This is a genomic window from Devosia sp. (assembly GCF_036563435.1).
In the GTDB taxonomy this organism is placed as follows: domain Bacteria; phylum Pseudomonadota; class Alphaproteobacteria; order Rhizobiales; family Devosiaceae; genus Devosia.
This window is the reverse complement of sequence record NZ_DATCMJ010000020.1, coordinates 25,638-50,566: the sequence shown is the minus strand read 5'-3', so window position 1 is coordinate 50,566 and position 24,929 is coordinate 25,638. Positions and strand designations below refer to the sequence as shown.

General features: G+C 64.7%; 28 protein-coding genes and 1 pseudogene. 17 read left to right on the top strand and 12 right to left on the bottom strand.

The genetic code is table 11. The annotated features are described in order from the left end of the window. Positions 1-93: 93 nt before the first annotated feature. Positions 94-273: a hypothetical protein gene (locus VIL88_RS17680; RefSeq protein ID WP_331990938.1), complete on the top strand. Its 180-nt coding sequence runs from the start codon at positions 94-96 to the stop codon at positions 271-273. A gap of 98 nt (positions 274-371) precedes the next feature. Here VIL88_RS17680 and mnmA read toward each other — a convergent pair whose 3' ends face one another. Then, complete coding sequence (mnmA, locus tag VIL88_RS17675; RefSeq protein ID WP_331990937.1) at positions 372-1,523, bottom strand: tRNA 2-thiouridine(34) synthase MnmA; 1,152 nt, start codon at positions 1,521-1,523, stop codon at positions 372-374. A 274-nt stretch (positions 1,524-1,797) separates the two neighbouring features. Between mnmA and VIL88_RS17670 the strand changes: the two genes are divergently transcribed. The 3 genes from VIL88_RS17670 to VIL88_RS17660 all read left to right on the top strand — a co-directional run bounded on the left by VIL88_RS17670 (position 1,798) and on the right by VIL88_RS17660 (position 4,645). Next, positions 1,798-3,318, top strand: a complete 1,521-nt coding sequence (locus tag VIL88_RS17670; RefSeq protein ID WP_331990936.1) for a flagellar hook-length control protein FliK — start codon at positions 1,798-1,800, stop codon at positions 3,316-3,318. A gap of 12 nt (positions 3,319-3,330) precedes the next feature. Further along, positions 3,331-4,026, top strand: coding sequence for a flagellar hook assembly protein FlgD (locus VIL88_RS17665; protein ID WP_331990935.1), 696 nt, complete (start codon positions 3,331-3,333; stop codon positions 4,024-4,026). A 340-nt stretch (positions 4,027-4,366) separates the two neighbouring features. Beyond that, positions 4,367-4,645, top strand: a complete 279-nt coding sequence (locus VIL88_RS17660; protein WP_035102845.1) for a DUF1153 domain-containing protein — start codon at positions 4,367-4,369, stop codon at positions 4,643-4,645. A gap of 60 nt (positions 4,646-4,705) precedes the next feature. Here VIL88_RS17660 and VIL88_RS17655 read toward each other — a convergent pair whose 3' ends face one another. Beyond that, positions 4,706-5,326, bottom strand: coding sequence for a glutathione S-transferase family protein (locus VIL88_RS17655; RefSeq protein WP_331990934.1), 621 nt, complete (start codon positions 5,324-5,326; stop codon positions 4,706-4,708). Positions 5,327-5,475: 149 nt separating this feature from the next. On the opposite strand from VIL88_RS17655, the gene fliF reads away from it, so the two are divergent. The 7 genes from fliF to VIL88_RS17620 all read left to right on the top strand — a co-directional run bounded on the left by fliF (position 5,476) and on the right by VIL88_RS17620 (position 13,835). After that, positions 5,476-7,122 (top strand): flagellar basal-body MS-ring/collar protein FliF, encoded by a 1,647-nt coding sequence (gene fliF, locus VIL88_RS17650; protein WP_331990933.1) that lies wholly within the window; start codon positions 5,476-5,478, stop codon positions 7,120-7,122. A gap of 5 nt (positions 7,123-7,127) precedes the next feature. Continuing rightward, entirely contained in the window at positions 7,128-8,201 is a 1,074-nt protein-coding gene (fliG, locus tag VIL88_RS17645; RefSeq protein ID WP_331990932.1) for a flagellar motor switch protein FliG, read from the top strand. After that, complete coding sequence (locus VIL88_RS17640; RefSeq protein ID WP_331990931.1) at positions 8,201-8,869, top strand: hypothetical protein; 669 nt, start codon at positions 8,201-8,203, stop codon at positions 8,867-8,869. The genes fliG and VIL88_RS17640 overlap by 1 nt, the downstream gene beginning before the upstream one ends. A 41-nt stretch (positions 8,870-8,910) precedes the next feature. After that, the gene (gene fliN, locus VIL88_RS17635) at positions 8,911-9,201 is read left to right on the top strand and encodes a flagellar motor switch protein FliN (RefSeq protein WP_331991013.1); all 291 of its coding nucleotides are present in this window, start codon (positions 8,911-8,913) and stop codon (positions 9,199-9,201) included. An 11-nt stretch (positions 9,202-9,212) separates the two neighbouring features. Next, positions 9,213-10,580, top strand: coding sequence for a sigma-54 dependent transcriptional regulator (locus tag VIL88_RS17630; RefSeq protein WP_331990930.1), 1,368 nt, complete (start codon positions 9,213-9,215; stop codon positions 10,578-10,580). A 166-nt stretch (positions 10,581-10,746) separates the two neighbouring features. Next, positions 10,747-12,891, top strand: a complete 2,145-nt coding sequence (gene flhA / locus VIL88_RS17625) for a flagellar biosynthesis protein FlhA (RefSeq protein WP_331990929.1) — start codon at positions 10,747-10,749, stop codon at positions 12,889-12,891. 2 nt (positions 12,892-12,893) lie between these two features. Next, positions 12,894-13,835 (top strand): aminoglycoside phosphotransferase family protein, encoded by a 942-nt coding sequence (locus VIL88_RS17620; RefSeq protein WP_331990928.1) that lies wholly within the window; start codon positions 12,894-12,896, stop codon positions 13,833-13,835. Here the strand turns inward: VIL88_RS17620 and VIL88_RS17615 are convergent. The 4 genes and pseudogenes from VIL88_RS17615 to VIL88_RS17600 all read right to left on the bottom strand — a co-directional run bounded on the left by VIL88_RS17615 (position 13,832) and on the right by VIL88_RS17600 (position 15,296). After that, positions 13,832-14,029, bottom strand: a complete 198-nt coding sequence (locus tag VIL88_RS17615; protein WP_331990927.1) for a DUF2934 domain-containing protein — start codon at positions 14,027-14,029, stop codon at positions 13,832-13,834. The genes VIL88_RS17620 and VIL88_RS17615 overlap by 4 nt on opposite strands. Positions 14,030-14,083: 54 nt before the next feature. Beyond that, positions 14,084-14,785: a glutathione S-transferase N-terminal domain-containing protein gene (locus tag VIL88_RS17610; RefSeq protein WP_331990926.1), complete on the bottom strand. Its 702-nt coding sequence runs from the start codon at positions 14,783-14,785 to the stop codon at positions 14,084-14,086. A 3-nt stretch (positions 14,786-14,788) separates the two neighbouring features. Next, a pseudogene (locus tag VIL88_RS17605) lies at positions 14,789-14,929 on the bottom strand (LysE family translocator); the annotation flags it as partial. 7 nt (positions 14,930-14,936) lie between these two features. Next, complete coding sequence (locus VIL88_RS17600; RefSeq protein WP_331990925.1) at positions 14,937-15,296, bottom strand: iron chaperone; 360 nt, start codon at positions 15,294-15,296, stop codon at positions 14,937-14,939. Between the two features lie 83 nt (positions 15,297-15,379). Between VIL88_RS17600 and VIL88_RS17595 the strand changes: the two genes are divergently transcribed. The 3 genes from VIL88_RS17595 (at position 15,380) to VIL88_RS17585 (ending at position 17,839) form a co-directional block, all read left to right on the top strand. Continuing rightward, positions 15,380-15,814, top strand: a complete 435-nt coding sequence (locus VIL88_RS17595; protein ID WP_331990924.1) for a GNAT family N-acetyltransferase — start codon at positions 15,380-15,382, stop codon at positions 15,812-15,814. Between the two features lie 361 nt (positions 15,815-16,175). Then, positions 16,176-16,844 carry a PRC-barrel domain-containing protein gene (locus tag VIL88_RS17590; RefSeq protein WP_331990923.1) on the top strand — a complete coding sequence of 223 codons (669 nt, stop codon included), beginning with the start codon at positions 16,176-16,178 and terminating at the stop codon, positions 16,842-16,844. Positions 16,845-16,912: 68 nt separating this feature from the next. Then, positions 16,913-17,839: a PRC-barrel domain-containing protein gene (locus VIL88_RS17585; RefSeq protein WP_331990922.1), complete on the top strand. Its 927-nt coding sequence runs from the start codon at positions 16,913-16,915 to the stop codon at positions 17,837-17,839. A gap of 51 nt (positions 17,840-17,890) precedes the next feature. Here VIL88_RS17585 and VIL88_RS17580 read toward each other — a convergent pair whose 3' ends face one another. After that, on the bottom strand, positions 17,891-18,106 hold the full coding sequence (locus VIL88_RS17580) for a hypothetical protein (RefSeq protein WP_331990921.1): 216 nt from the start codon (positions 18,104-18,106) through the stop codon (positions 17,891-17,893). Between the two features lie 63 nt (positions 18,107-18,169). Then, positions 18,170-18,739, bottom strand: a complete 570-nt coding sequence (locus tag VIL88_RS17575) for a DUF1134 domain-containing protein (RefSeq protein ID WP_414650166.1) — start codon at positions 18,737-18,739, stop codon at positions 18,170-18,172. Positions 18,740-18,876: 137 nt separating this feature from the next. Here VIL88_RS17575 and VIL88_RS17570 point away from each other — a divergent pair, with 137 nt between their 5' ends. The 3 genes from VIL88_RS17570 to VIL88_RS17560 all read left to right on the top strand — a co-directional run bounded on the left by VIL88_RS17570 (position 18,877) and on the right by VIL88_RS17560 (position 20,601). Next, positions 18,877-19,344: a YHS domain-containing (seleno)protein gene (locus VIL88_RS17570; protein ID WP_331990920.1), complete on the top strand. Its 468-nt coding sequence runs from the start codon at positions 18,877-18,879 to the stop codon at positions 19,342-19,344. An 89-nt stretch (positions 19,345-19,433) separates the two neighbouring features. Next, positions 19,434-20,162, top strand: a complete 729-nt coding sequence (gene chpT, locus VIL88_RS17565) for a histidine phosphotransferase ChpT (protein ID WP_331990919.1) — start codon at positions 19,434-19,436, stop codon at positions 20,160-20,162. Positions 20,163-20,232: 70 nt separating this feature from the next. Beyond that, positions 20,233-20,601, top strand: a complete 369-nt coding sequence (locus VIL88_RS17560) for a response regulator (RefSeq protein WP_331990918.1) — start codon at positions 20,233-20,235, stop codon at positions 20,599-20,601. Here VIL88_RS17560 and VIL88_RS17555 read toward each other — a convergent pair. The 4 genes from VIL88_RS17555 to ctrA form a co-directional block, all read right to left on the bottom strand. Then, the gene (locus tag VIL88_RS17555; RefSeq protein WP_331990917.1) at positions 20,598-21,860 is read right to left on the bottom strand and encodes an RNA polymerase sigma factor; all 1,263 of its coding nucleotides are present in this window, start codon (positions 21,858-21,860) and stop codon (positions 20,598-20,600) included. The genes VIL88_RS17560 and VIL88_RS17555 overlap by 4 nt on opposite strands. Before the next feature lie 47 nt (positions 21,861-21,907). Next, on the bottom strand, positions 21,908-22,768 hold the full coding sequence (locus VIL88_RS17550) for an alpha/beta hydrolase (protein ID WP_331990916.1): 861 nt from the start codon (positions 22,766-22,768) through the stop codon (positions 21,908-21,910). 94 nt (positions 22,769-22,862) lie between these two features. Then, positions 22,863-24,014, bottom strand: coding sequence for a hypothetical protein (locus tag VIL88_RS17545; RefSeq protein ID WP_331990915.1), 1,152 nt, complete (start codon positions 24,012-24,014; stop codon positions 22,863-22,865). Positions 24,015-24,161: 147 nt separating this feature from the next. Further along, the gene (gene ctrA / locus VIL88_RS17540) at positions 24,162-24,869 is read right to left on the bottom strand and encodes a response regulator transcription factor CtrA (protein WP_201660906.1); all 708 of its coding nucleotides are present in this window, start codon (positions 24,867-24,869) and stop codon (positions 24,162-24,164) included. Positions 24,870-24,929 lie beyond the last annotated feature (60 nt).

Sequence of the window (24,929 nt, the reverse complement as noted above, 5' to 3'; positions counted from 1 at the left end):
TCGCCCAGCCTTACTTCGGTGGCCATTCTAGTGCTAGGACGATCCTGCTCACCCCCTCCTTGGGTGGGTTGCGCAGAATTTATCGAGGCCGTCATGGATGAACCGGAACAAAGCCCATTCAAGCTGAACCGCGGCCGCGTGCTGATCCTGGCGCTGGGCGTACTGGTCATCATTATCGCCCTCTCTACGGCCCTGGGCGGCATCAACGCCTACCAGGCCCTGCGCGAGGCCAATGCCGAGGCGACCAGCACCGCGCCGGCAACAACCCAATAAGAGTTCCTCACCCACCGCACGTCACCCTCGGGCTTGACCCGAGGGCTCTTCACTTAGTGCAGTTCCCTCGGGCTCAAGCCCCAGGGTGACGATCTGTGTCAAGCCGCAAACACCTGCGGCACCGCTTCGGCGATGAAGCCGCCGCCCCAGACCTCCGACGTCGCCGTATCGTCGGCATAGAACACGCAGGCTTGGCCCGGCGAGATGCCGTATTCACCCGAAACCAGCGTTACGAAGACCTCGTCGCCCTGCATCTGGATCACCGCCGGCTGCGGCCCGCGGGTGGAGCGCACCTTGACCTCAACGGGAGCGCCATTGCCGGCGCTGAGTTCGCGCAGCGGCTTTGCCCCCAGCCAATTGACGTCGCGCAGGCGCACGGTATGGGTCTTGAGCGCCTCGCGGGGTCCGACGATGACGCGGCCGGTTCTGTGTTCGAGCTTGACTACATAGAGCGGCTCGCCGGCGGCGACGCCGAGGCCTTTGCGCTGCCCGATCGTGTAATTGACGATCCCGTCATGGGTGCCAAGGACCCGCCCGTCGAGATGAACGATCTCGCCCTGCGCCAGCGCTTCGGGATACATCTTGCGGATGATGTCGGCATACTTGCCCTGCGGCACGAAGCAAATGTCCTGCGAGTCATGCTTTTCGGCGATCTCGAGCCCCATTTCGCGCGCCAGCTCCCGCACTTCCGGCTTGCTCATGCCTCCCAGGGGGAAGCGGAGGAAATCGAGCTGGTCCTGCGTGGTGGCAAACAGGAAATAGGTCTGGTCGCGGTCGCCATCGACCGGGCGGAACAGCTGCCGGCGCCCGTTCTCGCCCAGCCGCGACTGCACGTAATGCCCCGTCGCCAGCACATCGGCACCGAGGTCGCGCGCCACTTCCATGAGGTCGACGAACTTGACTGACTGATTGCAGGCAATGCAGGGCACGGGCGTTTCGCCCTGCTGGTAGGCATTGGCAAAGGGCGCGATCACCGAGCGCTTGAAGCGCTCTTCATAGTCCAGCACATAGTGGGGTATACCGAGCGCCGCCGCCACGCGGCGGGCATCGTGAATGTCCTGCCCCGCACAGCAGGCGCCCTTGCGATGGGTAGCCTCGCCATGGTCGTAGAGCTGGAGGGTGACGCCGACAACGTCATAGCCTTGGCCAGCCAGGAGGCCCGCCACGACCGAGGAATCCACGCCCCCCGACATCGCAACGACAACGCGCGTGTCTTCAGGACGCTTGGCAATATCAAGCGAGTTCAACATGTTCCGTATCCGGTTGGGGTCAAGGGCCAGCGGACGACTATAGAGCCCGGCTTTTACGCCCATCCTGCGCCGCCCGCAACCATCGGGACCGGAACCCGGCAAAATCTGCCCCCTCGCGGCTGTTCTTGCCCGGCGCCGCGGATAGGTGGCCGCGATCACCACGACAACTTCTCCGCTAAGCCGCTGATCAAGCAGACCATTTCCTTCCATGAAGAAACTGGCACCCGCCTTGCATTGCCCATGGCGGATTAGTGTAACTTGCGAGGCCGCTCCCGTGGCATCACCCCTGACCGTCATTACCGGCACTGCCGGCGCCAGCACCAGCAAGACCTTCGGCCCCTCCGTCAAGGATGGGGGCGAGGACGTGTTTGCCGCGCTGCTCGGCGCGACTGAAACGCGTGAGCCCGAGCCGCAGCCGGAGGCGCCTCAGGCCTCCGCCCGGCCCCGGCCGGCCAACGACGAGGTCGAGATGTCGACCGGCTTCGAGCCGGAAGAGGAAAGGGATCTGGCGGAGGCAGATGCCGTCGCCGTGCCCGTCGATGCGCCCGTCACCCTCGTCCCCGCCGAAACGGCGAAGCCAAAGCTGACCCAGCTCGTGGAAGGCCTTGCCGCGCTTAAGGACAAGCTCGCTGCCGGTGAACCGCTCGATCCGGCAGCCATCGAGGAACTCGACGCCCTGCTAAGCGACCTGGCCCAGGCGCTCGGCATCGATCTCGGCGACATGCCCACGGCCGATGAACTGGCCGCGCTCGCCAAAGGGAGCGCCAGCAACGATGGGAGCCTTGCCGCCAAGCTGGTGAATGCCTTCGGTCCCCTGGTCGGCGAAATCGACGCTCCTGCAGACGCGTCGGAAGCCTTCGCGGCGCAGATCAAGTCCGTCGGTGACAAGCTGGCGGCTCTGTTGAGCGCGCTCAACAATGGCGAGGCCGACCCTGACCTCCTTGCCGAGATGCAAAAGAACATCAGCGGCGATGCCAGCCTTCAGGCAGCGCTGGACGCCGCCGCCAAACCGGCTATCGCCGCAGACGCCGCGCCCGTCCTCGCCAAGCCCGAGCTGAAGCTGACCGAAGCCGCCATCACCGGCAAGACGGAAGCCGTGCCAGCAACGGAGCTCGAACTCGAACCCGCCACGGACAGCAAGCCGGCGGAAGACGCGCCCAAGGCCGAAGCGGCCAAGCCGGTCGACAAGGACGCCAGGCCCGACGCCGATCAGGACAAGGGCAAGAACGCGGACAAGCCGGCGGCCGGTATTGCCGCGACGACCACTGATCAGCAGCCCGAAACGGCGGCCACGACACAGCCCCTGCCCGCCGCGCGGGCCGAAGTGGTCGCAGCCCCGCGCGTCGTCCAGGCCGGCTACCAGACCAGCCAGCAGCAGCTCAACCTGCCCCAGATCGCCTTTGAACTGGCGCGGCAGGTCAATGACGGCAATACCCGCTTCCAGATCCGCCTCGATCCGGCCGAGCTTGGGCGCATCGACGTGCGGCTCGATATCGATGCCGCCGGGCAGGTCAATGCGCGCCTCACCGTCGAGAAGGCCGAAACGCTGGACCTGATGCAGCGCGACCAGCGTGCGCTGGAACGCGCCCTGCAGCAGGCTGGCCTCGACGGCAGCAAGACCAATCTCGAATTTTCGCTGAAGCAGAACCCCTTCGGCGGCAATGGCCAGAACCAGCAGGGCAACGAGCGCAATCCGCTCTTCGGCGACTTCGCCGAAGCGGAGGAAGTGCCGCTCCCCACCGTCAATCTCTACCGCGGCAGCCTCAGCGCCAGCGGCGTCAACATCATCGCCTAAGGAGCAGGGATCATGGCCGTAAGCGGTGTTTCCGGAACCAGCACAAGCCAGATGGCGTCCTCGCGGTCGACCATTGCCGACAATTTTGACACCTTCCTGTCGATCCTGACCACCCAGCTCAAGAACCAGAACCCGCTCGATCCGCTCGATACCAACCAGTTCACCCAGCAGCTGGTGCAGTTCACCGGCGTCGAGCAGCAGCTCAAGACCAACGAGTTCCTCGAAACCCTGATGCTGTCCGGCCAGAACACGGCCAAGTCCGACGCCGTTTCCTATATCGGCAAGGAAGTGACCTCCTCGGGCAAGACCGGGGAGCTGACCGGCACCAATGCCGCCTTCTGGGCCTATAGCGCCGATGCCAAGGCCGCCAACGCGACCATCACCATCAAGGACAGCAAGGGCCAGATCGTCTACAACCAGACCGGCCCGCTCGAGGCCGGCCCCGGCACTTTCCGCTGGGACGGCAAGGGCTCCGATGGCAACATGAAGCCCAATGGCGTCTACACCATCGACATCCAGGGCAAGGACTCTAACGGCCAGACGGTCAAGATCAGCACCGCCTCGATCGGCATCGTCACCGCCGTGGACTTCACCGGCGACGTTCCGCTGCTCACCGTCGGCACTCGCCGCGTCGCGATCACCGACGTCACCGACGTCCGCATCCCCGACGTCACTGCCAAGCCAGCCCCCGACGAAGACGACGCGTAAGCACAGCCGGTCGCCCCATCGCCTCCCTCCCCCTTGCGGGAAGGAGTCGAAGGCGGGGGCCTTCAGTGATCGACCGCCTCCAACCTCATCCACCGCGTCATTCCCGCGAAAGCGGGAATCCACCTTTAGGGCGCAGGAAGAAGCAAGGATCATCCCCGCCTGCGGGAAGCCGCCGTGCCTTTCAGGCGCCGCGGCACCACCCCACTCGCCGCCCCTGATCCTGAATCAATCCATTGAAATCCAAGATCATTCTTAACCTGTTGTAAGTTTCCCCTTAGCTGAATTTTAAGGCCGTTGGCCTAGTCTCTCCTCATATGGTCAGGTTTGAGTAGAGAGTAAAATGACCGTACAAATGCGTCCACGCGTTAAGTACGTTATCGGACCGGACGGTAGTCCGCTCACGATTGCAGATCTTCCCCCGGCAAATACCCGGAGGTGGGTCATCCGCCGCAAAGCCGAAGTCGTCGCTGCCGTACGCGGCGGGCTGCTCAGCCTCGAAGAGGCCTGCGACCGCTACACCCTGAGCGTCGATGAATTCCTTAACTGGCAGGCCGCCATCGACAAACACGGCCTTGCAGGTCTGCGGACCACATGGATCCAGCATTACCGGGAAGGCTAAGCTCTCCCATAGTGCAAAACAGACCCGCCGGAGCGATCCGGCGGGTTTTTACTTGCCCGTCTATCCGATGTCCTCCGGCATCCAGCGCGCTCCCGCCGCCCTTTCCTTGAGCCGGTTGTAGTATTCCTCCACGGCCGGAAACGCCCGCTTCTCGAACGGCGTTCTGTACCAGCGGTGGCACGAGAGCCCGATGGCGATGTCGGCAATGGAGAATTCGTCACCCGCCAGGAACGGCCTTCCCTTCTGGAGTTCGCCGTCGAGGATCACCATCGTCCCGGTCCAGCGCCCAATCGCCTCTGCGATCTTTCGCGGATCGTCATAGCCCGGCATCTTGCGCAAGAGACCGGGCACGACATAGTTCCAGGACGGATTGAGTTCCGCAGCCTGCCAGCCCAGCCACTGCAGCGCCAGCCCCAGCGCCCGGCGCTCCTTCGGCAGCAGCCCGCCCCGGGTCTGCGCCAGGTAGACCAGGAGCCCGTTGCTCTCCCACAGCACGCTGCCGTCGTACTCGACGAAAACCGGCACCTGCCCATTGGGGTTGAGCGCCAGGAACTCGGGCACTTTTGGGTCGCGCACCGGCACGCCCCAATCCTCGCGCTCATAGGCGACGCCCAGCTCGTCCAGCGCCCACAGCACCTTGCGCACATTGATGGACGTGATCCGTCCCAGCACCTTGACCATCGGCTTCATCCTTCCTGAACCTTGACCCGGCATTTTCTGCCCGAATTTGCAAACTGCAACCGGGAGTTAAGACATTGTTTACCATCAGCTAGGTAATTTTTGCCCAGCGGCCTCTACGTGCATCTGCGTCGGCATGGTCGAGCTTCGAATTGAGTATCGGCGTGGAAAACTTCTCCCAGTTGATCAACCGCATAGGACTGCCCCGGCTGGCAGCGATGGCGGTTGTTGCCGTGCTGATGCTGGGCTTTTTCGCCTTCCTGATCACCCGCTCACAGACGCCCAACATGGCGCCGCTCTATACCGGCCTCAGCCTTGAGGATTCCTCGGCCATCATCACCGAGCTGCAGTCGCTCAACGTACCCTACGAGCTTCGCGGCGAGGGCGAAACCATCCTGATCCCGCGCGACCAGATCACCACGACGCGCATGACGCTGGCCGGCTCCGGCCTGCCGCAGCGCGGCCAAGTCGGCTACGAGATTTTCGACCAGCAGTCGACGCTGGGCGCAACAAGCTTCGTGCAGAACCTCAACAACGTCCGCGCACTCGAGGGCGAACTGGCCCGCACCATCACCTCGCTCAACCGCATCAAGTCGGCCCGCGTCCACCTCGTGCTGCCCGAGCGCGAGCTGTTCCGCCGCGAACGGACCGAACCATCGGCCTCCATCGTTCTTTCCGTCCGCGGCCAGCTCGCCACCGGCGAAATCCGCTCCATCCAGCACCTGGTCGCCTCCGCCATCGAGGGGCTCACCCCCTCGCGCGTCTCCATCGTCGACGACCAGGGCAATCTCCTCGCCTCCGGCACCGGCGACGAGGCCGAAGGTGCGCTGGCAGGCGACGCTGCCGAGCGTACCCTGGGCTACGAGAACCGCCTCCGCACCCGCGTCGAGGACATGCTGGCCAATGTGGTCGGCCCCGGCCGCGCCCGTGTCGAGGTCTCGGCCGAGATCGACTTCAACCGCTCCACCACTACCGAAGAACGCTTCGACCCCGAATCCCAGGTCGTTCGCTCCAGCCAGGTCCGCGAAAGCGAAAACATCACTGCCGGCGCCGATGGCCAGGTCACGGTCGCCAATGAACTGCCCGGCGCCTCGCAGAACAACGGCGCCGGCGGCGCCACCGAACAGGGTACGACCAGCGAGGAAGTCACCAATTACGAGATCAGCAAGACCACCCAGACCGCCGTCACCGAAGCGGGCTCGGTCAAGCGCCTTTCCGTGGCCGTGGTCGTCGACGGATCCTACGCGACCGACGCCTCGGGCACCGCCACCTATACGCCGCGCACGGCCGACGAGATCGCGCAGATTCTGACGCTGGTGCGCTCCGCCGTCGGCTATTCGGAAACCCGCGGCGACAGCGTCGAAGTGGTCAACATGCAGTTTGCCGAGCGGCCCGAACTGGCCCCCACCGGCACCGACGCCGCCGGCGGGCTGCTCGACTTCACCCGCGACGACCTGATGAACGGCGCCGAAATGGCCGTGACCCTGCTGATCGCCTTGGCCCTGGTCTTCTTCGTCATGCGCCCGCTGATCAAGAAGGTGATCACCCCCGAAACCCAGCCGCTGGCCCTGCCCTCGGCCGCTGAACTGGGCCACCACGGCGTCCTTGCCGCCGATGGTCAGGTGATCGCCGAGATCGAGGAGGAGGAACCCGCCGACAAGACTCCGGCCTGGGTCGCCAATGCCAAGTCCATGGGCGAAACCCAGCTCCAGACCCTCAAGACCGTGGGCACCCTTGTTGAAGAAAATCCCCGTCAGGCCGCACTGATCGTGCGCGACTGGCTCGGTAACGCTGCGTAAGCGCCATGTCACTCGTCACCCAGCCCCCCGCTTCCGACCAGACCAATGCCAAGCAACTGATCGTCGGCGCTGGCGCCGACCATCGCGTCCTGACCGGCGACGAAAAGGCGGCCGCGCTCCTGCTGGCGCTTGGCCCGGCCTATGGCAAGCCCATATTCGACGAGCTCGACGAACTCGAGGTCAAGCAGCTGTCGCGCGCCATGGTGAAGCTGGGCCCGATCACCCAGGAAATGCTCGACGATCTCATGATTGAGTTCGTCACCACCATTTCATCCAACGGTTCGCTCTCGGGCAATACCGACTCCACCGAACGCCTTCTGCTGAGCTTCCTGCCGCAGGACAAGGTGGATTCCATCATGGAAGAAATCCGCGGCCCGGCCGGCCGCAACATGTGGGAAAAGCTCTCCAATGTGCAGGCCGACGTGCTCGCCGCTTACCTCAAGAACGAATATCCCCAGACCATTGCCGTGGTGCTGAGCAAGATCGCCACCGACCACGCGTCGCAGGTGCTCGCCGTCCTGCCCGAAGAACTTGCCATGGACGTGGTGCAGCGCATGCTGGGCCTCGACCCCGTGCAAAAGGAGATCCTCGAAAAGATCGAGAACACCCTGCGCACCGAATTCATGTCGACGCTCAACCACTCCAAGCGCCGCGACAGCCATGAGCAGATGGCCGAAATCTTCAATAGCTTCGACCGCCAGACCGAGGCGCGCTTCATCACGACGCTGGAAGAGCACAACCGCGACGACGCCGAGCGCATCAAGGCGCTGATGTTCACCTTCGAGGACCTGGCCAAGCTCGAGGCCTCGGCCATCCAGACGCTGCTCACCAAGATGGACAAGAAGGACCTCGCCCTCTCGCTCAAGGGTGCTAACGACACGGTCAAGGAAACCTTCTTCAAGAACATGTCCGGCCGCACCGCCAAGCTGCTCCAGGACGACATGGAGGCCATGGGGCCGGTCCGGCTCAAGGACGTGGACGAAGCGCAGGGCCGCATGGTCTCGACCGCCAAGGACCTGGCGGCCAAGGGTGAAATCATCATCCTCAAGTCCCGCGCCGACGACCAGATGGTGGCGTGATGGCACAACCGGCCCGCTTCACCTTCGATCTGGACCTGGGCAGCCGCCCGTCGCCGACGCCTGCCGTGGCGGCCGCGCCGCCCATTCCCATGGTCCCCGAGGACCTCGTGGCCCAGCTGGTCGCCCAGGCCCGCGAAGAAGCCTATGCCGAGGGCGTGGCCGCCGGGGAACGCAACAGCGCTGCCGTCGCCGCCCAGACCCTGGCCGCCGCGGCCGGTACGCTGGCGACCCAGTCGGCCGAAATGGCTGCCGCTTTTGACGACGCGACTGCTGAACTGCGGCGCGAGGCGGTGGAACTGGCCGCCAGCATCGGCCGCAAGCTCGCTTTGCACCTCCTCGCCCGCTATCCGACGGTCGAGCTCGATGCGCTGATCGGCGAATGCATGCAGAGCCTGAGCGGCGTGCCGCACCTGGTGGTGCGCTGCAATCCCGCCATTGCCGATGCCATCCGCGACATTGCCACCGCCCATATGCAGACCTCGGGCTTTGCGGGACGCCTCGTGGTGATGGGCGAGCCCGACCTGCGCCTGGGTGACGGCCGGCTCGAATGGGTCGACGGCGGCCTCGTGCGCGACATCGGCGCCGTCTCCAAGGACATCGACAACAAGATTTCGGCCTACCTCTCCGCCAGGAGCGGCCGCGCCACACAACAGGAGAGCGGCCATTGAGCGCTTCCGATCCCAATGCCGACGAAATCTCCTTCGAGGAGATGCTCGCCCCCGGCCGCAGCGAGGGCCCCGAAGCCCATGTCGAACGCAGCGCTGCCGACCTCGAAGCGGTGTTCGAGGTTCCCGTGCGTGTCTCGGTCGTCCTGGGCCGCACCAAGATGCCGGTCTCCTCGCTCCTGCGCATGGATACCGGCACGGTGATCGAGCTCGATCGCCAGGTCGGCGAAGCCGTCGAAATCTTCATCAACGAGCGCCTCGTGGCGCGCGGTGAAATCGTGCTCGTGGAAAACAAGCTCGGCGTCACCATGACCGAAATCATCAAGCCGCAATAAGGGAGCCCTAGATGCGCCTGCTCATCATCGGAGCCCTCGAGGGCCAGCTCAGCGAAGCCACCAAGATGGCCATGAATGGCGGGGCCAAGGTCGCCCATGCCCCATCGGTCGAAATAGCCCTTGCCGCCCTGCGCGCCGGCCGCGGCGCCGATCTGCTCCTCTGCGACGTGGTCATGGACATTGCCGGCCTGATCGCCGGCCTCGAAGCCGAGCGCATCGCCATTCCCGTGGTCGCCTGCGGCGTCGAGGCCAATGCCGCCGCTGCCGTTAACGCCATCCGTGCCGGGGCTAAGGAATACATCCCCCTGCCCCCTGATGCCGAGCTGATCGCCGCGGTTATCGCCGCCGTGACCCGCGAGTCGTCGGACTTCCAGTTCCGCGACCCGGCCATGGAACGCGTGGTCAAGATGGCCGATCAGATCGCCGGCTCCGATGCCTCGATCCTGATCACCGGCGAGTCGGGCACCGGCAAGGAAGTGATCGCCAAATACGTCCACGCCCGTTCCAAGCGCGCCGCCAAGCCCTTCATCTCGGTCAACTGCGCCGCCATCCCCGAAGCCCTGCTGGAATCGGAACTCTTCGGCCACGAGAAGGGCGCCTTTACCGGCGCCGTCGCCCGCCGCATCGGCAAGTTCGAGGAAGCCTCGGGCGGCACGCTCTTGCTCGACGAAATCTCGGAAATGGACATCCGCCTCCAGGCCAAGCTCCTGCGCGCCATCCAGGAGCGGGTGATCGACCGCGTCGGCGGCGGCAAGCCGGTGCCGGTGGACATCCGCATCCTCGCCACCTCCAACCGCAACCTCAACGAGGCCGTGCGCGAAGGAAGCTTCCGCGAAGACCTCCTGTTCCGCCTCAACGTCGTCAACCTCAAGCTCCCTGCCCTGCGCGACCGGCCGGGCGACATCGCCGCGCTGTCGGAACACTTCGTTGCCAAGTACAGCAAGGCCAATGGCCTGCCGCCGCGCGAACTCTCCGGTGACGCCCGCGCCGCCCTCCTCAAGGCGCCCTGGCCCGGCAACGTGCGCGAGCTCGAGAACACGCTGCACCGCGCCGTGCTCCTGTCCTCGGGCGACGTCATCGGCCCGGATGCCATCGTCCTGCCCGACGGCATGGGGCTCACCGAAGCCGCCACGACCAACTCGCTCTCGGCCCAGCTTGCCCAGACCGCGCAGACCATGTCGGCCGCCCTGGTCGGCCGCACGGTGGCCGATGTGGAGCGTGACCTGATCCTCGACACGCTCGACCACACCTTCGGCAACCGCACCCACGCCGCCAATATCCTGGGCATCTCCATCCGCACGCTGCGCAACAAGCTCAACCAATATGCCGACGAAGGCACCCACGTGCCCGAACCCGGCGAACGCCGGCACGTGGCGTGATGATGCTCTGGCTGGTTCCCGAGCGAGCGGCTCCTACCCTCCCCTCCCCCTTGCGGGGAGGGGCCGGGGGTGGGGGTCCATCAGTAAACCGCCAAGCCACCCCCACCCTCATTCCCTCCCCGCAAGGGGGAGGGAGGCGCATACCTGACCTCGGTGCCAACATCTGATGACCGACCTGCCCACCGGCCGCGCGTTCAAAGTCCCGACCCCCGCTTCGGTGATCGACCTCCTGCGCTCGGGCGATATCGCCCTGGCCGCGGGCGTCATGGGCCTGATCGTCATCCTGATCGTGCCGCTGCCGCCGCTGCTGGTCGACATCCTGCTGGCCATCTCCATCGTCTTCTCGGTCATGATCCTCATGACCTCGCTCTTTATCCAGAAGCCGCTGGAATTCTCGTCCTTCCCGACCGTCCTGCTGATTGCCACCATGCTGCGCCTCGGCATGAACCTGGCGACCACCCGCCTGATCCTGGGCGAGGGGCACAACGGCGCTCATGCCGCCGGTCACGTCATCGAGGCCTTCGGCAACTTCATCACCCGCGGCAATTTCATCATCGGCACGGTGATCTTCATCATCCTCGTGATCGTGAACTTCATCGTCATCACCAAGGGCTCGGGCCGTATCGCCGAAGTCGCCGCCCGCTTCAGCCTCGACGCCATGCCCGGCAAGCAGATGGCCATCGACGCCGACCTGTCGGCCGGCCTTATCGACGAAGACATGGCCAAGAAACGTCGCGCCGAGCTCGAGGGCGAATCGGCCTTCTTCGGTAACATGGACGGTGCCTCCAAATTCGTGCGCGGCGACGCCATTGCCGGCCTCATCATCACCTTCATCAACGTTTCGGCCGGCATGCTGATCGGCATGATGCAGGAGGGCCTGAGCTTCCAGGAAGCGGGCAACGTCTATACGCTCCTCACCATCGGCGACGGCCTCGTCTCGCAGATTCCGGCGCTGATCGTCTCCACCGCTGCCGGTATCCTCGTCTCCAAGTCCGGCGTCACCGGCTCGGCCGACAAGGCGCTTTCCGCCCAGTTCACTGGCTATCCACGCGCGCTCGGCATGTCCTCGGCCGTGATGGGCGCCCTGGCCTTCCTGCCCGGCATGCCGATGGTCCCCTTCCTGGCGCTGGCCGGCGGCGTCGGCTATGTAGGCTGGCGTGCCGCCCAGGCCAAGGATGCCCGCACCGCCGACGAGACCGTCCAGCAGCTGCAAAAGGCCCAGGCGCAACCCGGCATGCCCGGCGCACCGGGTGCACCCGCCGCCAACAGCGAAGCCCCGATCACCGACTCGCTCAAGATCGACGAACTCAAGCTCGAGCTCGGCTACGGCCTCCTCGCCTTGGTCAAGGAAGACGAGAACGGCTCCGATCGCCTGACCGAGCAGATCAAGGCCCTGCGCCGCCAGCTGGCGGTGGAACTAGGCTTTGTCATGCCGCCCGTGCGCATCCTCGACAACATGCAGCTCGAGCCCAACGTCTATAAGGTCCGCATCAAGGAAGTCGAAGCGGGCGCCGGCGAGATCTATGCCAACCAGCTCATGGTCATGGATCCCTATGGCAACCAGATCGACCTGCCGGGCACCCACACCACCGAGCCGACCTTCGGTCTCCCCGCCACCTGGATCGAGCCCGCCCTGCGCGACGAGGCCGAACTGCGCGGCCTTTCCATCATCGATCCCTCGACGGTGATCTCGACCCACCTGACCGAAGTGCTCAAGGCCAATGTCTCCGACCTCCTGAGCTATGCCAATGTGCAGTCGCTCCTTTCGGGCCTGCCCAAAGAGCAGCAGAAGCTGGTGGAAGATATCGTCCCCGGCCTGATCTCGGTCTCCGGCGTCCAGCGCGTGCTGCAGGCGCTACTGAGCGAACGCATCTCCATCCGCGACCTGTCCACCATCCTCGAAGGCATTGCCGAAGTGGCCGGTCCTGGTCGCACCGTGCAGATGATCGCCGAGCATGTCCGCTCGCGCCTCGCCCGCCAGATCTGTGCCGCCAACCTCAACCGCGACGGCAACCTGCCGCTCCTGACCCTGTCGCCGGCCTGGGAACGCGACTTCGCCGAAGCCATGGTCGGCGACGGCGAGAACCGGCACCTCGCCATGGCGCCGTCCAAGCTGCAGCAGTTCATCGCCGGCATTCAGCAGGGCTATGAGCGCGCCGCCCAGCAGGGCGAACTGCCGGTGCTGATCACCTCGCCCTCCATCCGCCCCCACGTTCGCTCCATCATCGAGCGCTTCCGGCCCCAGACCGTGGTCATGAGCCAGAACGAGGTCCATCCCCGCATCCGCCTCAAGACGGTAGGGAGCATCTGACCATGAACAGCGGCGGCCGGTTTGCCCTGTCCGAACCGGCCCGCCGCCGCGCCCTGTCCGGAGGCCCGGAAGGAGCAGCCTGGCTGGCCGATCTCGACGCCATCCTCGCCTCCCTCGAACACGACTGGGCCATCCGCATCGGCACCTCGCTCGAGGGCGGCAGCGCCGCCTTCGTGGCCGAGGCGCGCGACGGAGCCGGCAACAAGTCGGTCATCAAGGTGGGCAGTCCCGGCAGCAGGCTGGGCCGGCATGAGGCCGAGGTCCTCCGCCGCGCCGACGGCAAGGGCTATGCCCGCCTCCTGCGCGTGGACGGCGAACGCAACGCCCTTCTGCTGGAAAAACTCGGGCCCAGTCTTGCGACCCTCGGCCTGCCCTATAGCCAGCAGGTGGACATCATGTGCGCCACCCTGCTCGAAGCCTGGCACCCCGTGCCCCTCAACGCGACCTTCATGACCGGCGCCGAAAAGGCCAACCTCCTGGGCGCCGACATCGTGGCCATGTGGCACCGGACGGGCCAACCCTGCCCCTCAGCCGCGATCGACACGGCCCTGCTCTATTGCCAGGAGCGGGCGCGTCTCTACCGCCCGGAAGGCACGGTTCTCGCCCATGGCGATCCGCATCCGGCCAACACCCTTATGGTGCCCGGCACCGACCCGGTCCGCTTTAAGTTCGTCGACCCCGATGGCCTCGCCATCGAACCGGCCTATGACCTGGGTGTGCTGCTGCGCGCCTGGAACGAGGGGCTCGACGGCCGCAATGCCTATAACCTCGCCCGCAGCCGCGTGCGGCTGATGACGCAATATACCCAGGTGCCGGCCGAGCCCATCTGGCAATGGGCCTTTATCGAGCGTGTGTCGACCGGGCTCCTGTTGCTCGAAATCGGCGACGCGGCACTGGGTCGCCAATATCTGCGCGTCGCCGAAGCTTTGCTCCTGCCGTCCTAGTGCGTCAGGATGCCGGCCGGAGGCAGCGGCTGCGTGACGCCGCTGGCCAGGTCGGACGTGTCGAGGCCGCTTTCCTCGCTGAGCTCGCGCTCGGCGCGGTGCCAGAATTCCTCTTCCCGTCCTTCGGGCGACCCAGCCTCCTGCCAGAGGGCATAGGCACGGTCGCGAATGTCGTTTTCGTGTGGCGTATGCATGTCGGTCTCCTCCGCTCTACAAGAAATCAATGCCGAGCGGAGGAGTGCGGTTGCCTAGGGCCGCGCTGGAATTTCGAGCCCGCGCTGCACGGCTGGCCGGGCGAGGCCGCGCTCCAGCCAGGCCGGCACATTCTTGAGGCTGGCATAGTCGACGATCTCGGCCGCGCCATAGAAGCCGACCAGGTTACGCACCCAGCCCAGGGTCGCGATATCGGCAATGGAATAGTCGTCCACGAGCCAGTCGCGCCCTTCGAGGCGTGTTTCCAGCACGCCCAGGAGGCGCTTGGATTCGGTGGCGTAGCGGTCGCGCGGCCGCTTGTCGTCATAGTCCTTGCCGGCAAACTTGTGGAAGAAGCCAAGCTGGCCGAACATCGGGCCAATGGACGCCATCTGGAACATCACCCAGGCAATGGTCTCGTAGCGCTTGGCCGGGTCGGCCGAGAGGAACTTGCCGCTCTTTTCGGCCAGGTAGATCAGGATGGCGCCCGACTCGAACAGCGCCAGCGGCTTGCCGCCCGGGCCGTTGGGATCGATAATCGCCGGGATCTTGCCATTTGGGTTGAGCTGGAGGTATTCGGGGCCCCAGGTCTCGTTTTTCATGATGTTGACGGCATGGGCCTCATAGGGAAGGCCGGTCTCCTCCAGCATGATCGAGGCTTTGACGCCATTGGGCGTGGGGAAGGAATAAAGCTGGATCACCTCGGGATTGGCCGGCGGCCAGATCTTGGTGAGGGGAAAGCTTGATAGGTCGGCCATGGTCTAACGCTCCGTGAATGCCAGCTTGGCGCCGAGCAGCACAAGGGCGCCGGCGAAGGTGCGCCGCATCCATAGCATGATTGCCTTCTGGCTGGTCACCCGGCTGCGAATGGCTGCTGCGAACAGTCCGTATAAAACGAAGACGCAAAGGTCATGGTCGTGTCTCCAGCTCCGCAAGCCGCGTTGTGATGATCCGCTCCAGTACGTCCCACGGCATGGGCTTGCTGTAGACGAACTTCACCGTGTCCTTCTTGTCCCGATAGGGGCCGACCATGGCTTCGAACGCGGCATCGCCGCGATAGACCGGGTAGAGCCCGATATGACGTTTCCAGGCGGCGGCATAGACGATGTAGGTGTCCTTGAGCCGCCAGGTCGGCATGTCGTATTTCACCGCTTCGTCCGCATCGGGTGCCAACCGCAGCACGGTCTCGCGCAGCGCCTGAAAAATCTCGGCCACCCCGTCCGGTAGGGCGGCGACATAGGCGTCGACGGTGGTGAACTTGGTGGCCATGACTTATCTGCGCCCAAAAGGCGGACGTCGGCAAGCTGGCAACAGCCGATGACACCGCGGCGCGGAGTGGCTATTGGAAATCCATGCAGATCACCGTCCTTATCGTTCCGCCCTTCTCCACTTTGTGCAACGCCGCCTTTGCCCTGCGGCGCGAAGTCTTCGTCTGGGAGCAGAAAGTGCCCGAAGAGGAAGAAAACGACGCCGACGACCTGACGGCGACCCATTTCGTCGCCATTGCCATGGGCGAGGTCGTGGGCACCTTGCGCCTCATCGACAAGCCCGAACACGTCAAGATCGGCCGCGTAGCCGTCCGCCAGCTGTTTCGCGGCCACGGCATTGCCCGCACCCTGATCAACGCGGCTATGGATCATGCGAAGGCCAAGGGGCGCGACCGCTTCTACCTCACGGCGCAATCGGACAAGCTGGGCATGTATGAAAAGCTCGGCTTTGTCGCCTTCGGCCCGGAATTCATCGACGGCGGCATGCCGCACCGCGCCATGCGCAGCTATGACGTGTGAGAGCCCGCAGTCGGCCCCGGCAACGCTCTCCTTTATGGCCGTCGCTGTTAACCAGTTAGCGCCTTCTTAAGGCTCTTCCCCGTTGGCGGCTGCCCTGCCCCGTCCGCGTCGCTAAAGTCTGCTTCGTCAGGGAGCCTGCGCGCCGCGTGCGAAGCGGCTCCCCGGTTAAAACAACCGCCAGGGAGGCGGACAGGGCCGGCCGCGTTCGCGCGAGCCGGCCTTCCAATCTGCGACAATCGGTTCGGAACATCTGGCTCAGTCTCGGCGTTGTCGAGACATCAATGGGCCGCACGGTACTCTACCGGCAAGTTTTGCACCGCACGGCCCGTTCACTTTCAACAATGAACAAACGGAGCCTACTATGATCCGCACCCTTCTGGCCACTACGGCCCTTGCAGCCCTGATGACCACTGGCGCTATGGCACAGGACGCTACGCCTGTTCAGAGCACCGATGCTCCTGCCGGTTCTGAAGCCCCTGCTGGTGATGCAGCAGCTCCCGCTGCTGGCGCGACCACCACGGAAGCTGCCCCGACTGCTCCAGCCCCGACTGCTGAAGCTCCGGCTCCGGTTGAAGCCCAGCCAGGCGCTGCCATGCCGCAGACCTTTGAAATGGCCCAGGGCTACACCGCCGTGGATAGCGACAACCTTGCTTCCGAGCTGATCGATCAGCCCGTCTACTCCTCGGCTGGCGATGACGCCGAAGAAATCGGCAATGTCACCGACCTTGTGTTCGACGAGCAGGGCAGCATTGCTGCCGTCGTGATCGGCGTTGGCGGCTTCCTCGGCATCGGCGAAAAGTCGGTTGCCGTTCCCTATGACGCCCTGCAGTTCGTGATCGCTGCTGACAACACCGAGCGCTGGGTTGTGGAAACCACTGCCGAAGCCCTTAACGGCGCTCCCGAATTCGTTTGGGAAGAAGACGAACCGGCCGATGAAGGCGATGCCGCCGCTGAAGGCGACGCGATGGCTCCGGCTGACGGCGGTGCAATGGCCCCGGCTGATCCGGCCGCTGCGCCTGCCACCAACTAATCCGCTCAGGATTGTTTCAAGGAAGGGCTGGCCTCAGGGCCGGCCCTTTTTCGTAGTCGGAGTTTGCCATGCCTCGCCACCTCGTCTCGCTGCCCCTCTTCGCCTTTCTGCTGGCCACTACCGCCAATGCCCAGGCACCCGCCACCGGGACGGCGCCCAGTGAACTCGAGCAGAGCGGCCTTACGCCTCCCACCGTTTTGACCGAGGGCTATGCCACAAGCGGCGAGGATGTGCTCGTTACCCAGCTCCTGGGCCAGACCGTCTTCAGCTCCACCGGCGATGACGCCGAGGAAATCGGCACGATCAACGACATGGTCGTGACCTCCGGCCAGGGCATTTCTGTCGTGGTGATTGGCGTCGGCGGCTTTTTGGGCGTCGGGGAAAAGGACGTTGCCGTCGACTTCGCGCAGCTCGAATGGGCCGCCCGCGAAGATGGCTCGCGCCGCTGGGTGCTTGAGACGACTGCCGAAGCCCTGACCCAGGCACCTGCCTTCATCTGGGGCGACAGCGAGGAAGTAACCGGCGAGCCGGCCCTGACGCCCGAGCAGGAAGAAGAGCAGATGGTGGAAGGCGACCCCAATGCCGCACCCGTCGACCCTGCGCTCACCACCGACCAGCCGGAGCGCCCGCCCATCGCCACGCCGATGGACCGCAGCGGCTTCACCGAATTCGATGAAACCGGCCTCACCGCCGAAGACCTGCGCGGCATTGGCGTCTATGGCATCAATGACGAGCAGATCGGCACGATCGGCGACATCGTCACCAATCCTGACGGCAGCTTCGACGCGGTAATCGTCGATGTCGGCGGTTTCCTCGGTCTCGGCGCCAAGCCGGTGGCTGTCGCCTTCGACAATCTCAGCTTCTCGTCCGACACGTTCGGCAACCGCTACCTCTTCATCAACGCCTCGCGCGAACAGCTGGAAAACCAGCAGGCCTATGATCCGGCCACCTACGCCACCGATCGGGCCGCGCAGCGCATGGTGCTGATGCAGTAAGGTTTAGACAGCAAAGGCCGCGCAGCTCAGTCTTGCGCGGCTCACTGATGTTCAGGGCTTCGGCTGGTTCGGCCGCCACACCGTTTCCGTGCGAAGGTCCGCGTCACGCACCACGACTTCCACATCGTCGTCATCGAGGTTGCTGGCTTCTTCGATGGCTGCGGCGACCGCCTCTTCGCGGCTCGTATAGGGCCCGATGATGTCGCCCTTGTAACTATAGTGCCAGGCCCGATCCTGGGCGGCGACGACGAAATGCTGACTGGACATTGCGTTCCTCCGAGACAGCTAACGTTAGCCGCCCGGAGGCGATCCTCGAAGCGATAAAAATCGTCAGAAGGGGTTCCAGGTGGGCTGGTTGGTGAAGTTGAGATAGCCGATATTGATGCCCAGCCGCGCGCCGACGCCCGAGCGGATCGGGACAATCACCACATTGCGCCGCTTAATCACCGTCATGCCGAAGCCGCCCAGCACATAGGCGGAGCCATCAACGCCGGCATAGCGGCCGAGCACGTCCTGAATCTGGTTGAGGTTGTAGACCAGCATCATCACCTTGGAGCCGTCGCCACCGATGTCGAAGCCGATGGACGGACCCTGCCAGTAGACGTTGTATTGGCCGGCATTGCGGGTGTGCAAAATGCCTTCGCCATAGCGTGCTCCGGCGAATAGGGCCCCGCCGGCATCCTCGCCCAGGATGTAGCCATTGGGCAGGCCAAATTCGCTGACGGCGCGCTCCACGATGGAGGCCAAGCCCTGGGAGGTGGAGCCGAAGAATGCGCGGCCATCCTCGACCAACTCTTCTCCAGAGAAGCTGTCGCTGAGCGAGCCCTGCGCCTGCGCCATGCCGGCAGGTGCCAGAAGGGCGGCAAGCAGGGTGAACAGGAGGGCAAGGCGCTTGATCATCGAAATCTCCCACGATGAGCGGGGGGTGTTAACGACACCGTTAGGGCTGAACCCCTACTGTGCCAGGGGCCGAAGCCCCGTGGTCCCACCGATCATTCCCGTCGATGATGAAGCAAAGCTCTAAACAAATCTTAACCATGCTTGCCTTTGTTTTGCCGCTTTCCGGCATGGTTCCGGCTGCCGTCGTCCCCGCTTGCGCGCAGTCGGTGGTCACGCTTTACGTCACCGATCCGCTGACTGGCATCGGCATCTACGGTTGGGATCCGGTAAGCTATTTCACCGAGCCCGAGCCGCTGCGCGGCCGCCCGCAGTTCGAATATGTCTGGAACAATGTCGCCTGGCATTTCGCCACCGCGGCCAACCGCGACATCTTCAAGTCGGCACCGGAAATCTACGCCCCCCAGTTCGGCGGCCACGGCGCCATGGGCGTTGCTCGCGGCTATGTCTCCGACAGCGATCCGCAATTCTACGCCGTCTTCAAGCAGCGGCTCTATCTCTTCTATTCCGCCGCCGGCCGCGAAGCTTTTCTCCAGGCGCCCGACGAAGCCGCTATTGCCGCCGAGGCGCGCTGGCCCGAACTGGCCAAGGGGCTGTCGATCAACTGAGCGCCGTCACGGCCCGGACCAAGTTCATGGGCAATTTACCATGTAGCCACTAAGGTCGTGGCGTTTTGATTCTTCTGGAGACTGCCGGCATGGACATCATCGAGCTCAAGGCAACCGATCTGGCCGCCATGCTGTGCTCCCGGGTCTGCCACGACCTGATCAATCCCATTGGCGCCATCGGCAACGGGCTCGAAGTGCTGGCCGATCCCAACCAGGGCGACATGGCCGAGGGCGCGCGTGACCTTATCGCCAGCGCCGCCAAGCAGAGCCGCGCCAAGCTCGAATTCGCCCGCCTGGCCTATGGCGCGTCCTCGACCTCGGGCACCGATATCGACACGCGCGAATGCGAACGCGTCGCCCGCATCCTGTTCGAGATCGAAAAGGCCGATCTCGAATGGAACGTCCCGCTGATCCTTTTGCCCAAGCACAAGGCCAAGCTCTTCATGAACATGCTGCTGATCGCCGCCATGTCGGTGCCGCGCGGCGGCCAGGTCACGGCCAGCATCCTGGGTGACGCCGGCAGTGAGCGCTTCGAGTTCACCTCCAAGAGCGATCCCGAAAAGCGGCAGAAGACCCTGGTCCCCTCCGGCGCCGCCGGCCTTCTTTCGGGCATGCCCGAGGAAGGCGCCGTCGATGCCCGCGGCATCCAGCCCTTCTATACCGGCCTCCTGGCGCGCATGACGGACATGGAGCTCGATATCGGGCTCGAAAACGACATGTTCTTCTTCACCGCCAAGCCCAAGGCGGCCGAGGCGGCTCCGGCCGAAACCGCTCCCACGGAAGAGCCTTCCTCTTCCGAGACTGAAACACAGGCTTGATGCTAACCATTTCCTAGGATGTGCTGAGCTAGACTAGGGTCGCGCGTCAGCCTCTGCGGAGCTCTCGGACATGAAGTCCTGCCTCATTGTCGATGACTCCAGCGTCGTGCGCAAAGTCGCACGACGCATTCTCGAAGACATGGACTATATCGTCGAGGAAGCCGAAGACGGGCAGGACGCCTTCGACAAGTGCCGGCAGGAAATGCCGGACGCCATCCTCCTCGACTGGAACATGCCCATCATGAGTGGGCTCGAATTCCTCAAGCTCCTGCGCGCCTATGTGGGCGGCGACAAGCCGCACATCGTCTATTGCACCGTCGAAAACGACATCGGCGCCATCGCCATGGCCCTCAAGGCCGGTGCCAGCGACTACATGATGAAGCCCTTCGACCGCACCATCCTCGAAGCCAAGTTCGAGCAGCGCAGCATCGCCGCCTAGGCGCCCTCGCCCGCCCTGCCGATCAGATAGGCCTTTTCACGCGCATTGCGCGTGAGATCGGCCGCACGGCGGAATTCCAGCGTCGCCTCGGTATGCCGACCGAGCTTGCTCAAGAGATCCCCGCGCACGCCGTAGAGCAGGTGGTAGTTCTTGAGCGCCGGGCTCTCGCGAATGGCATCGATCAGCGGCAGCGCCGCAGCCGGCCCCTCCGCCATGGACACGGCCACGGCCCGGTTGAGCTCCACCACCGGCGACGGCGCGACGGCGCTGAGACGCGCATAAAGCGCCGCGATGCGCTGCCAGTCGGTGTCTTCCGCCCGCTCCGCCCGTGCATGGCAGGCCGCGATCGCCGCCTGCAGCGCATAGGGCTCGTCCTCGCCACCCAAATCCACCGCCTGCTGCAGGGCCGTGAGCCCATGGCGGATCAGCTCGCGGTCCCAGAGCGTCCTGTCCTGCTCCAAGAGGAGCACCGGCGCCCCGTCCTTGGCCGTTCGCGCCGCGGTGCGCGAGGCCTGCAGTTCCATCAGGGCAAGGAGCGCATGCACTTCGGTGTCCTGCGGCGACAGCTGCGCCAGGATACGGCAGAGCCGGATCGCCTCGTCGCAAAGCTGCGGCCGGATCAGGTCATCGCCCGCCGTGGCCGAATAGCCCTCGTTGAAGATGAGGTAGAGCACACCCAGAACCGAGCTCAGCCGCTCCGCCCGCGCCGCACCGCGCGGCACCTCGAAGGGAATGCCGGCCTCGGCGATCGTCCGCTTGGCCCGCACGATGCGCTGCCCGATGGTCGGCTCCGCCGCCAGGAAGGCGCGGGCAATCTCCTCCGTCGTCAGTCCGCCCAGCAGCCGCAGGGTCAGCGCCACGCGCGACTCCGCAGGCAGGATCGGGTGACAGGCGGTAAAGATCAGGCGCAGCAGGTCGTCGCCGACATCGTCATCCAGCGCCTCGATCGCGGCCGTCTGTACGTCCGGCGCGTCATCCTTGATGATGCGGCCGACCTCTTCGAGCTTGCTCGCCGCCATCTTGCGGTGGCGGAAATAGTCGATGGCGCGGCGCTTGGCCGTCTGCATCAGCCAGGCGCCGGGATTGCTCGGCACCCCGGTTTCCGGCCATTTCCTGAGCGCCGTCACCAGCGCATCCTGCGCCAGTTCTTCGGCCATCGAGATGTCGCGCATCATACGCGTCAGGCTGGCGATCAGCCGCGGCTGCTCGTTCTTCCAGACGGCGGTGATGGCGCGATGCGTTTCAGACTCGGAATTCATGACGGCGAAACAAAGCAGCATCCGCCGTCATGAGCAATCGTCTCGTGTCAGAACATGCCCTTGGGCGTCTCGCCCTCAAGGAACGGCTCGATAAAGGCGTGCAGAAGATCGACCTGGTTGATCACCGCCGTATGCGAGGTCGCCGGCAGGATCGCCAGCCGCGACGCCGGCAGCGGCTGCCCCATGTCACCCATGACGCCGCCGCCCAGGAGGCGGAACATGGCCACCGCATGCTCAAGCGTCATGGCATCGGCATCGCCGGCAATGATCAGCACCGGCGTCTCGAGCCTGGCGACATCGTCGCCCCAGGCCTGCGGCTCATGTTCGAGGGCGATGAGCTTTTCCACCAGCGCCGGAAAACCCTCCTTGTCGACCGCCAGCTCCCGAAAGGCATCTTCCATGGGCGTGCCGACAAACATTTCGGGGCTCATGGAGGGGATCATCTCGACCATCGCGGGCTGCCATCCCTCCACGTCATAGGACACGGAGGCGGCGATCAGCTGGTCGACCTTGTCGGTGTGGCGAATGGCCAGCTGCAGGCCCGCGCCGGCGCCCATCGAGTAGCCGAAGACGTCGGCCTTCTCCAAGTCCACTGCATCCATGAAGGCTGCAACATCATCGGCCAGGTTGGGATAGGTGATCGGCCGGTCGATGTCGTTGGTGCGGCCATGTCCCTGGAACTCCAGGGCGTAGACCTTGTGGGTCTCGGCCAGTCTGGGAATGATGCCGCCCATGGCGGGGATGTTCATATAGGCGCCGTGCAAGACGATCAGCGGCTCGCCCTCGCCCGACACCTCGTAATACATCTCCATGCCATTGACCGTGACGGTCTGGCCTTGGGGTTCTGACTGGGCAAAGGCCGGGCTGGCCATCAGCAGGGCTGCGGCGAAGGTCGCGATGCGGATCATTTGGGTCTCCTATCAAGCGCGGTTATAACCGCGGTCCTGACTTGGCGACGAGCCACCCCCGCCGCTTTCGACGGGGGTGCGAACAATCTGCTTCTCAGGGAGCGCGTTCGAACTGCAGGCCCGACAGGGCACAGCCCTCGGCATTGCCGATGGTGAAGCCACCGGCATTGCGCTCCACCGGGCAGGTCATCGGGAAACTGGCATTGCCGATCGAGCCACTGGCCTCCGAAAGCACCAGGTCGGTATCGCTGAGCTCATAGCGGCCGGACACCGCACGACCGTTGCGGCCGGTAAGGGCAAAGCTGCCATCCTGCTCCAGCGCCAGGGTCAGCCCCTGCGCCTCACCTTCCCCCGCAACGGAGAAACGCCCGATCTGCGCCGCGGCGTCGGACTGCTGGTTGGCCGCAGCGATGCGCTCTTCCAGCGCAGCCAGTTCCTCGGCGCGCGTGGCAAGCGTCTGCGCCAGCTGGTCGACCTGCGGCTGCAACTCTTTGCGCTGCGTTTCATAGCCCACGACCGCTTCGTTCAGCTCGTCGCGGCGGGCGGTGAGGTCGGCCACCTGGCCCTGCAGCGCCTGCAGATCGGCACCCGCTGTCTCGCTCTGCGCCGTGAGATCGGCGATCTGGGTCTGGATGGCGGTAAGCTGCTCGCGCGCCGTCTGCAGTTGCGACTGCGTGTCGGCAAGCGCTGCGGTCGCGCTCGCAGCCTCGTTGCTCAATTGCGCCACGCTGTTGCTGGAGGCCGCCTCCTGGTTGCGGGCCTCGGCGAGGCGCGCGCCAATATCGGTCAGCTGCTGGTTGGCCGTGTCGATCTGGGCGGTGAGGTCCTGTTCTTCGCTTGCAAGCGTATCGACGCGCGCCTGCGCTTCTTCCGCCTGCTGTTGTGCCGCACTCGCTTCCGTCCGCCGGGCTTCGAGATCGGCCGTTGCGGTATCGAGTTCTTCGCGCCGGGCGGCGAGGTCATTGTTGACGGTCTGCGCCGTCGCCGTTGCAGCGGCGAGATCGCGCTGCGCCTTGGTCAATTGCGCCTGCGTCTCTTCCAGCGCGCCCTGCGCCTCTTCCCGCTCCGCCAGCTGGCCGGCGACGTCGTCGCGCTCGGCGGTCAGCGCCGCGATCGTCTGCTGGTCCTGCCCAGCCTGGTTGGACGCGTTGATCCACATGGAAATGAACGACACCCAGCCGACCACGGCAAGGATCAGAAGCATCAGCACCAGCGGCTCGCGCAGGCGTTGCGACAGGTTCGACATGGCAGAGCTCCCAACACAGTGTCCCAGCTCGACAACGCGGACGAGGCACCGATGTTCCTGAACTTGGCTGCCGCCCAGGCGCCGGCAAAACAAAGCCCCGCGCAATGGCTTGCGCGGGGCTGATGGGGAGCGGGGGAAGCGCCGGCTTTAGGCGACGTTCTCGCTATAGCCTTCATCGGCATCGGGCTCGCGCAGCACATAGCCACGGCCCCAGACGGTCTCGATGTAGTTCTTGCCGCCGGTGGCCACCGAAAGCTTCTTGCGCAGCTTGCAGATGAACACGTCGATGATCTTGAGCTCGGGCTCATCCATGCCGCCATAAAGGTGGTTGAGGAACATTTCCTTGGTGAGCGTGGTCCCCTTGCGGAGGGAGAGCAGCTCGAGCATCTGGTATTCCTTGCCCGTGAGGTGCACCCGCTGGGTCTGCACTTCAACGGTCTTGGTGTCGAGGTTCACGGTCAGGTCGCCGGTCTGGATGACCGACTGGGCGTGGCCCTTGGAGCGGCGGACGATGGCGTGGATGCGGGCCACGAGTTCGTCCTTGTGGAAGGGCTTGGTCATGTAGTCGTCGGCACCGAAGCCGAGACCGCGCACCTTGTCCTCGATGCCGGCAAGGCCGGAAAGGATCAGGATCGGCGTCTGCACCTTGGCGACGCGCAGTGTGCGCAGCACCTCGTAACCGCTCATGTCGGGCAGGTTGAGGTCGAGCAGGATGATGTCGTAGTCATAGAGTTTGCCGAGATCGACGCCCTCTTCACCGAGATCGGTGGTGTAGACGTTGAAGCTTTCGGACTTGAGCATCAGCTCGATGCTCTGCGCTGTAGCGCTGTCGTCCTCAATAAGGAGTACCCGCATTATATTCCCCTTGTCATTTCGTTCCTGCTGGAACCGTGGACCTGGCTGCCCACGCCAACC

Excerpts from the sequence above, each read along its gene's own strand:
- VIL88_RS17555 (WP_331990917.1), bottom strand. The coding sequence starts at position 21,860 with ATGAATTCCGAGTCTGAAACGCATCGCGCCATCACCGCCGTCTGGAAG.
- fliN (WP_331991013.1), top strand. The coding sequence starts at position 8,911 with ATGCTCGCCCCCGGCCGCAGCGAGGGCCCCGAAGCCCATGTCGAACGC.
- VIL88_RS17640 (WP_331990931.1), top strand. The coding sequence starts at position 8,201 with ATGGCACAACCGGCCCGCTTCACCTTCGATCTGGACCTGGGCAGCCGC.
- VIL88_RS17590 (WP_331990923.1), top strand. The coding sequence starts at position 16,176 with ATGATCCGCACCCTTCTGGCCACTACGGCCCTTGCAGCCCTGATGACC.
- VIL88_RS17630 (WP_331990930.1), top strand. The coding sequence starts at position 9,213 with ATGCGCCTGCTCATCATCGGAGCCCTCGAGGGCCAGCTCAGCGAAGCC.
- VIL88_RS17620 (WP_331990928.1), top strand. The coding sequence starts at position 12,894 with ATGAACAGCGGCGGCCGGTTTGCCCTGTCCGAACCGGCCCGCCGCCGC.
- VIL88_RS17665 (WP_331990935.1), top strand. The coding sequence starts at position 3,331 with ATGGCCGTAAGCGGTGTTTCCGGAACCAGCACAAGCCAGATGGCGTCC.
- ctrA (WP_201660906.1), bottom strand. The coding sequence starts at position 24,869 with ATGCGGGTACTCCTTATTGAGGACGACAGCGCTACAGCGCAGAGCATC.
- VIL88_RS17595 (WP_331990924.1), top strand. The coding sequence starts at position 15,380 with ATGCAGATCACCGTCCTTATCGTTCCGCCCTTCTCCACTTTGTGCAAC.
- VIL88_RS17655 (WP_331990934.1), bottom strand. The coding sequence starts at position 5,326 with ATGGTCAAGGTGCTGGGACGGATCACGTCCATCAATGTGCGCAAGGTG.
- VIL88_RS17575 (WP_414650166.1), bottom strand. The coding sequence starts at position 18,739 with ATGATCAAGCGCCTTGCCCTCCTGTTCACCCTGCTTGCCGCCCTTCTG.
- flhA (WP_331990929.1), top strand. The coding sequence starts at position 10,747 with ATGACCGACCTGCCCACCGGCCGCGCGTTCAAAGTCCCGACCCCCGCT.
- VIL88_RS17570 (WP_331990920.1), top strand. The coding sequence starts at position 18,877 with ATGCTTGCCTTTGTTTTGCCGCTTTCCGGCATGGTTCCGGCTGCCGTC.
- VIL88_RS17600 (WP_331990925.1), bottom strand. The coding sequence starts at position 15,296 with ATGGCCACCAAGTTCACCACCGTCGACGCCTATGTCGCCGCCCTACCG.
- VIL88_RS17610 (WP_331990926.1), bottom strand. The coding sequence starts at position 14,785 with ATGGCCGACCTATCAAGCTTTCCCCTCACCAAGATCTGGCCGCCGGCC.
- VIL88_RS17680 (WP_331990938.1), top strand. The coding sequence starts at position 94 with ATGGATGAACCGGAACAAAGCCCATTCAAGCTGAACCGCGGCCGCGTG.
- chpT (WP_331990919.1), top strand. The coding sequence starts at position 19,434 with ATGGACATCATCGAGCTCAAGGCAACCGATCTGGCCGCCATGCTGTGC.
- VIL88_RS17580 (WP_331990921.1), bottom strand. The coding sequence starts at position 18,106 with ATGTCCAGTCAGCATTTCGTCGTCGCCGCCCAGGATCGGGCCTGGCAC.
- fliG (WP_331990932.1), top strand. The coding sequence starts at position 7,128 with ATGTCACTCGTCACCCAGCCCCCCGCTTCCGACCAGACCAATGCCAAG.
- VIL88_RS17550 (WP_331990916.1), bottom strand. The coding sequence starts at position 22,768 with ATGATCCGCATCGCGACCTTCGCCGCAGCCCTGCTGATGGCCAGCCCG.
- VIL88_RS17585 (WP_331990922.1), top strand. The coding sequence starts at position 16,913 with ATGCCTCGCCACCTCGTCTCGCTGCCCCTCTTCGCCTTTCTGCTGGCC.
- VIL88_RS17660 (WP_035102845.1), top strand. The coding sequence starts at position 4,367 with ATGACCGTACAAATGCGTCCACGCGTTAAGTACGTTATCGGACCGGAC.
- VIL88_RS17560 (WP_331990918.1), top strand. The coding sequence starts at position 20,233 with ATGAAGTCCTGCCTCATTGTCGATGACTCCAGCGTCGTGCGCAAAGTC.
- VIL88_RS17545 (WP_331990915.1), bottom strand. The coding sequence starts at position 24,014 with ATGTCGAACCTGTCGCAACGCCTGCGCGAGCCGCTGGTGCTGATGCTT.
- VIL88_RS17615 (WP_331990927.1), bottom strand. The coding sequence starts at position 14,029 with ATGCATACGCCACACGAAAACGACATTCGCGACCGTGCCTATGCCCTC.
- mnmA (WP_331990937.1), bottom strand. The coding sequence starts at position 1,523 with ATGTTGAACTCGCTTGATATTGCCAAGCGTCCTGAAGACACGCGCGTT.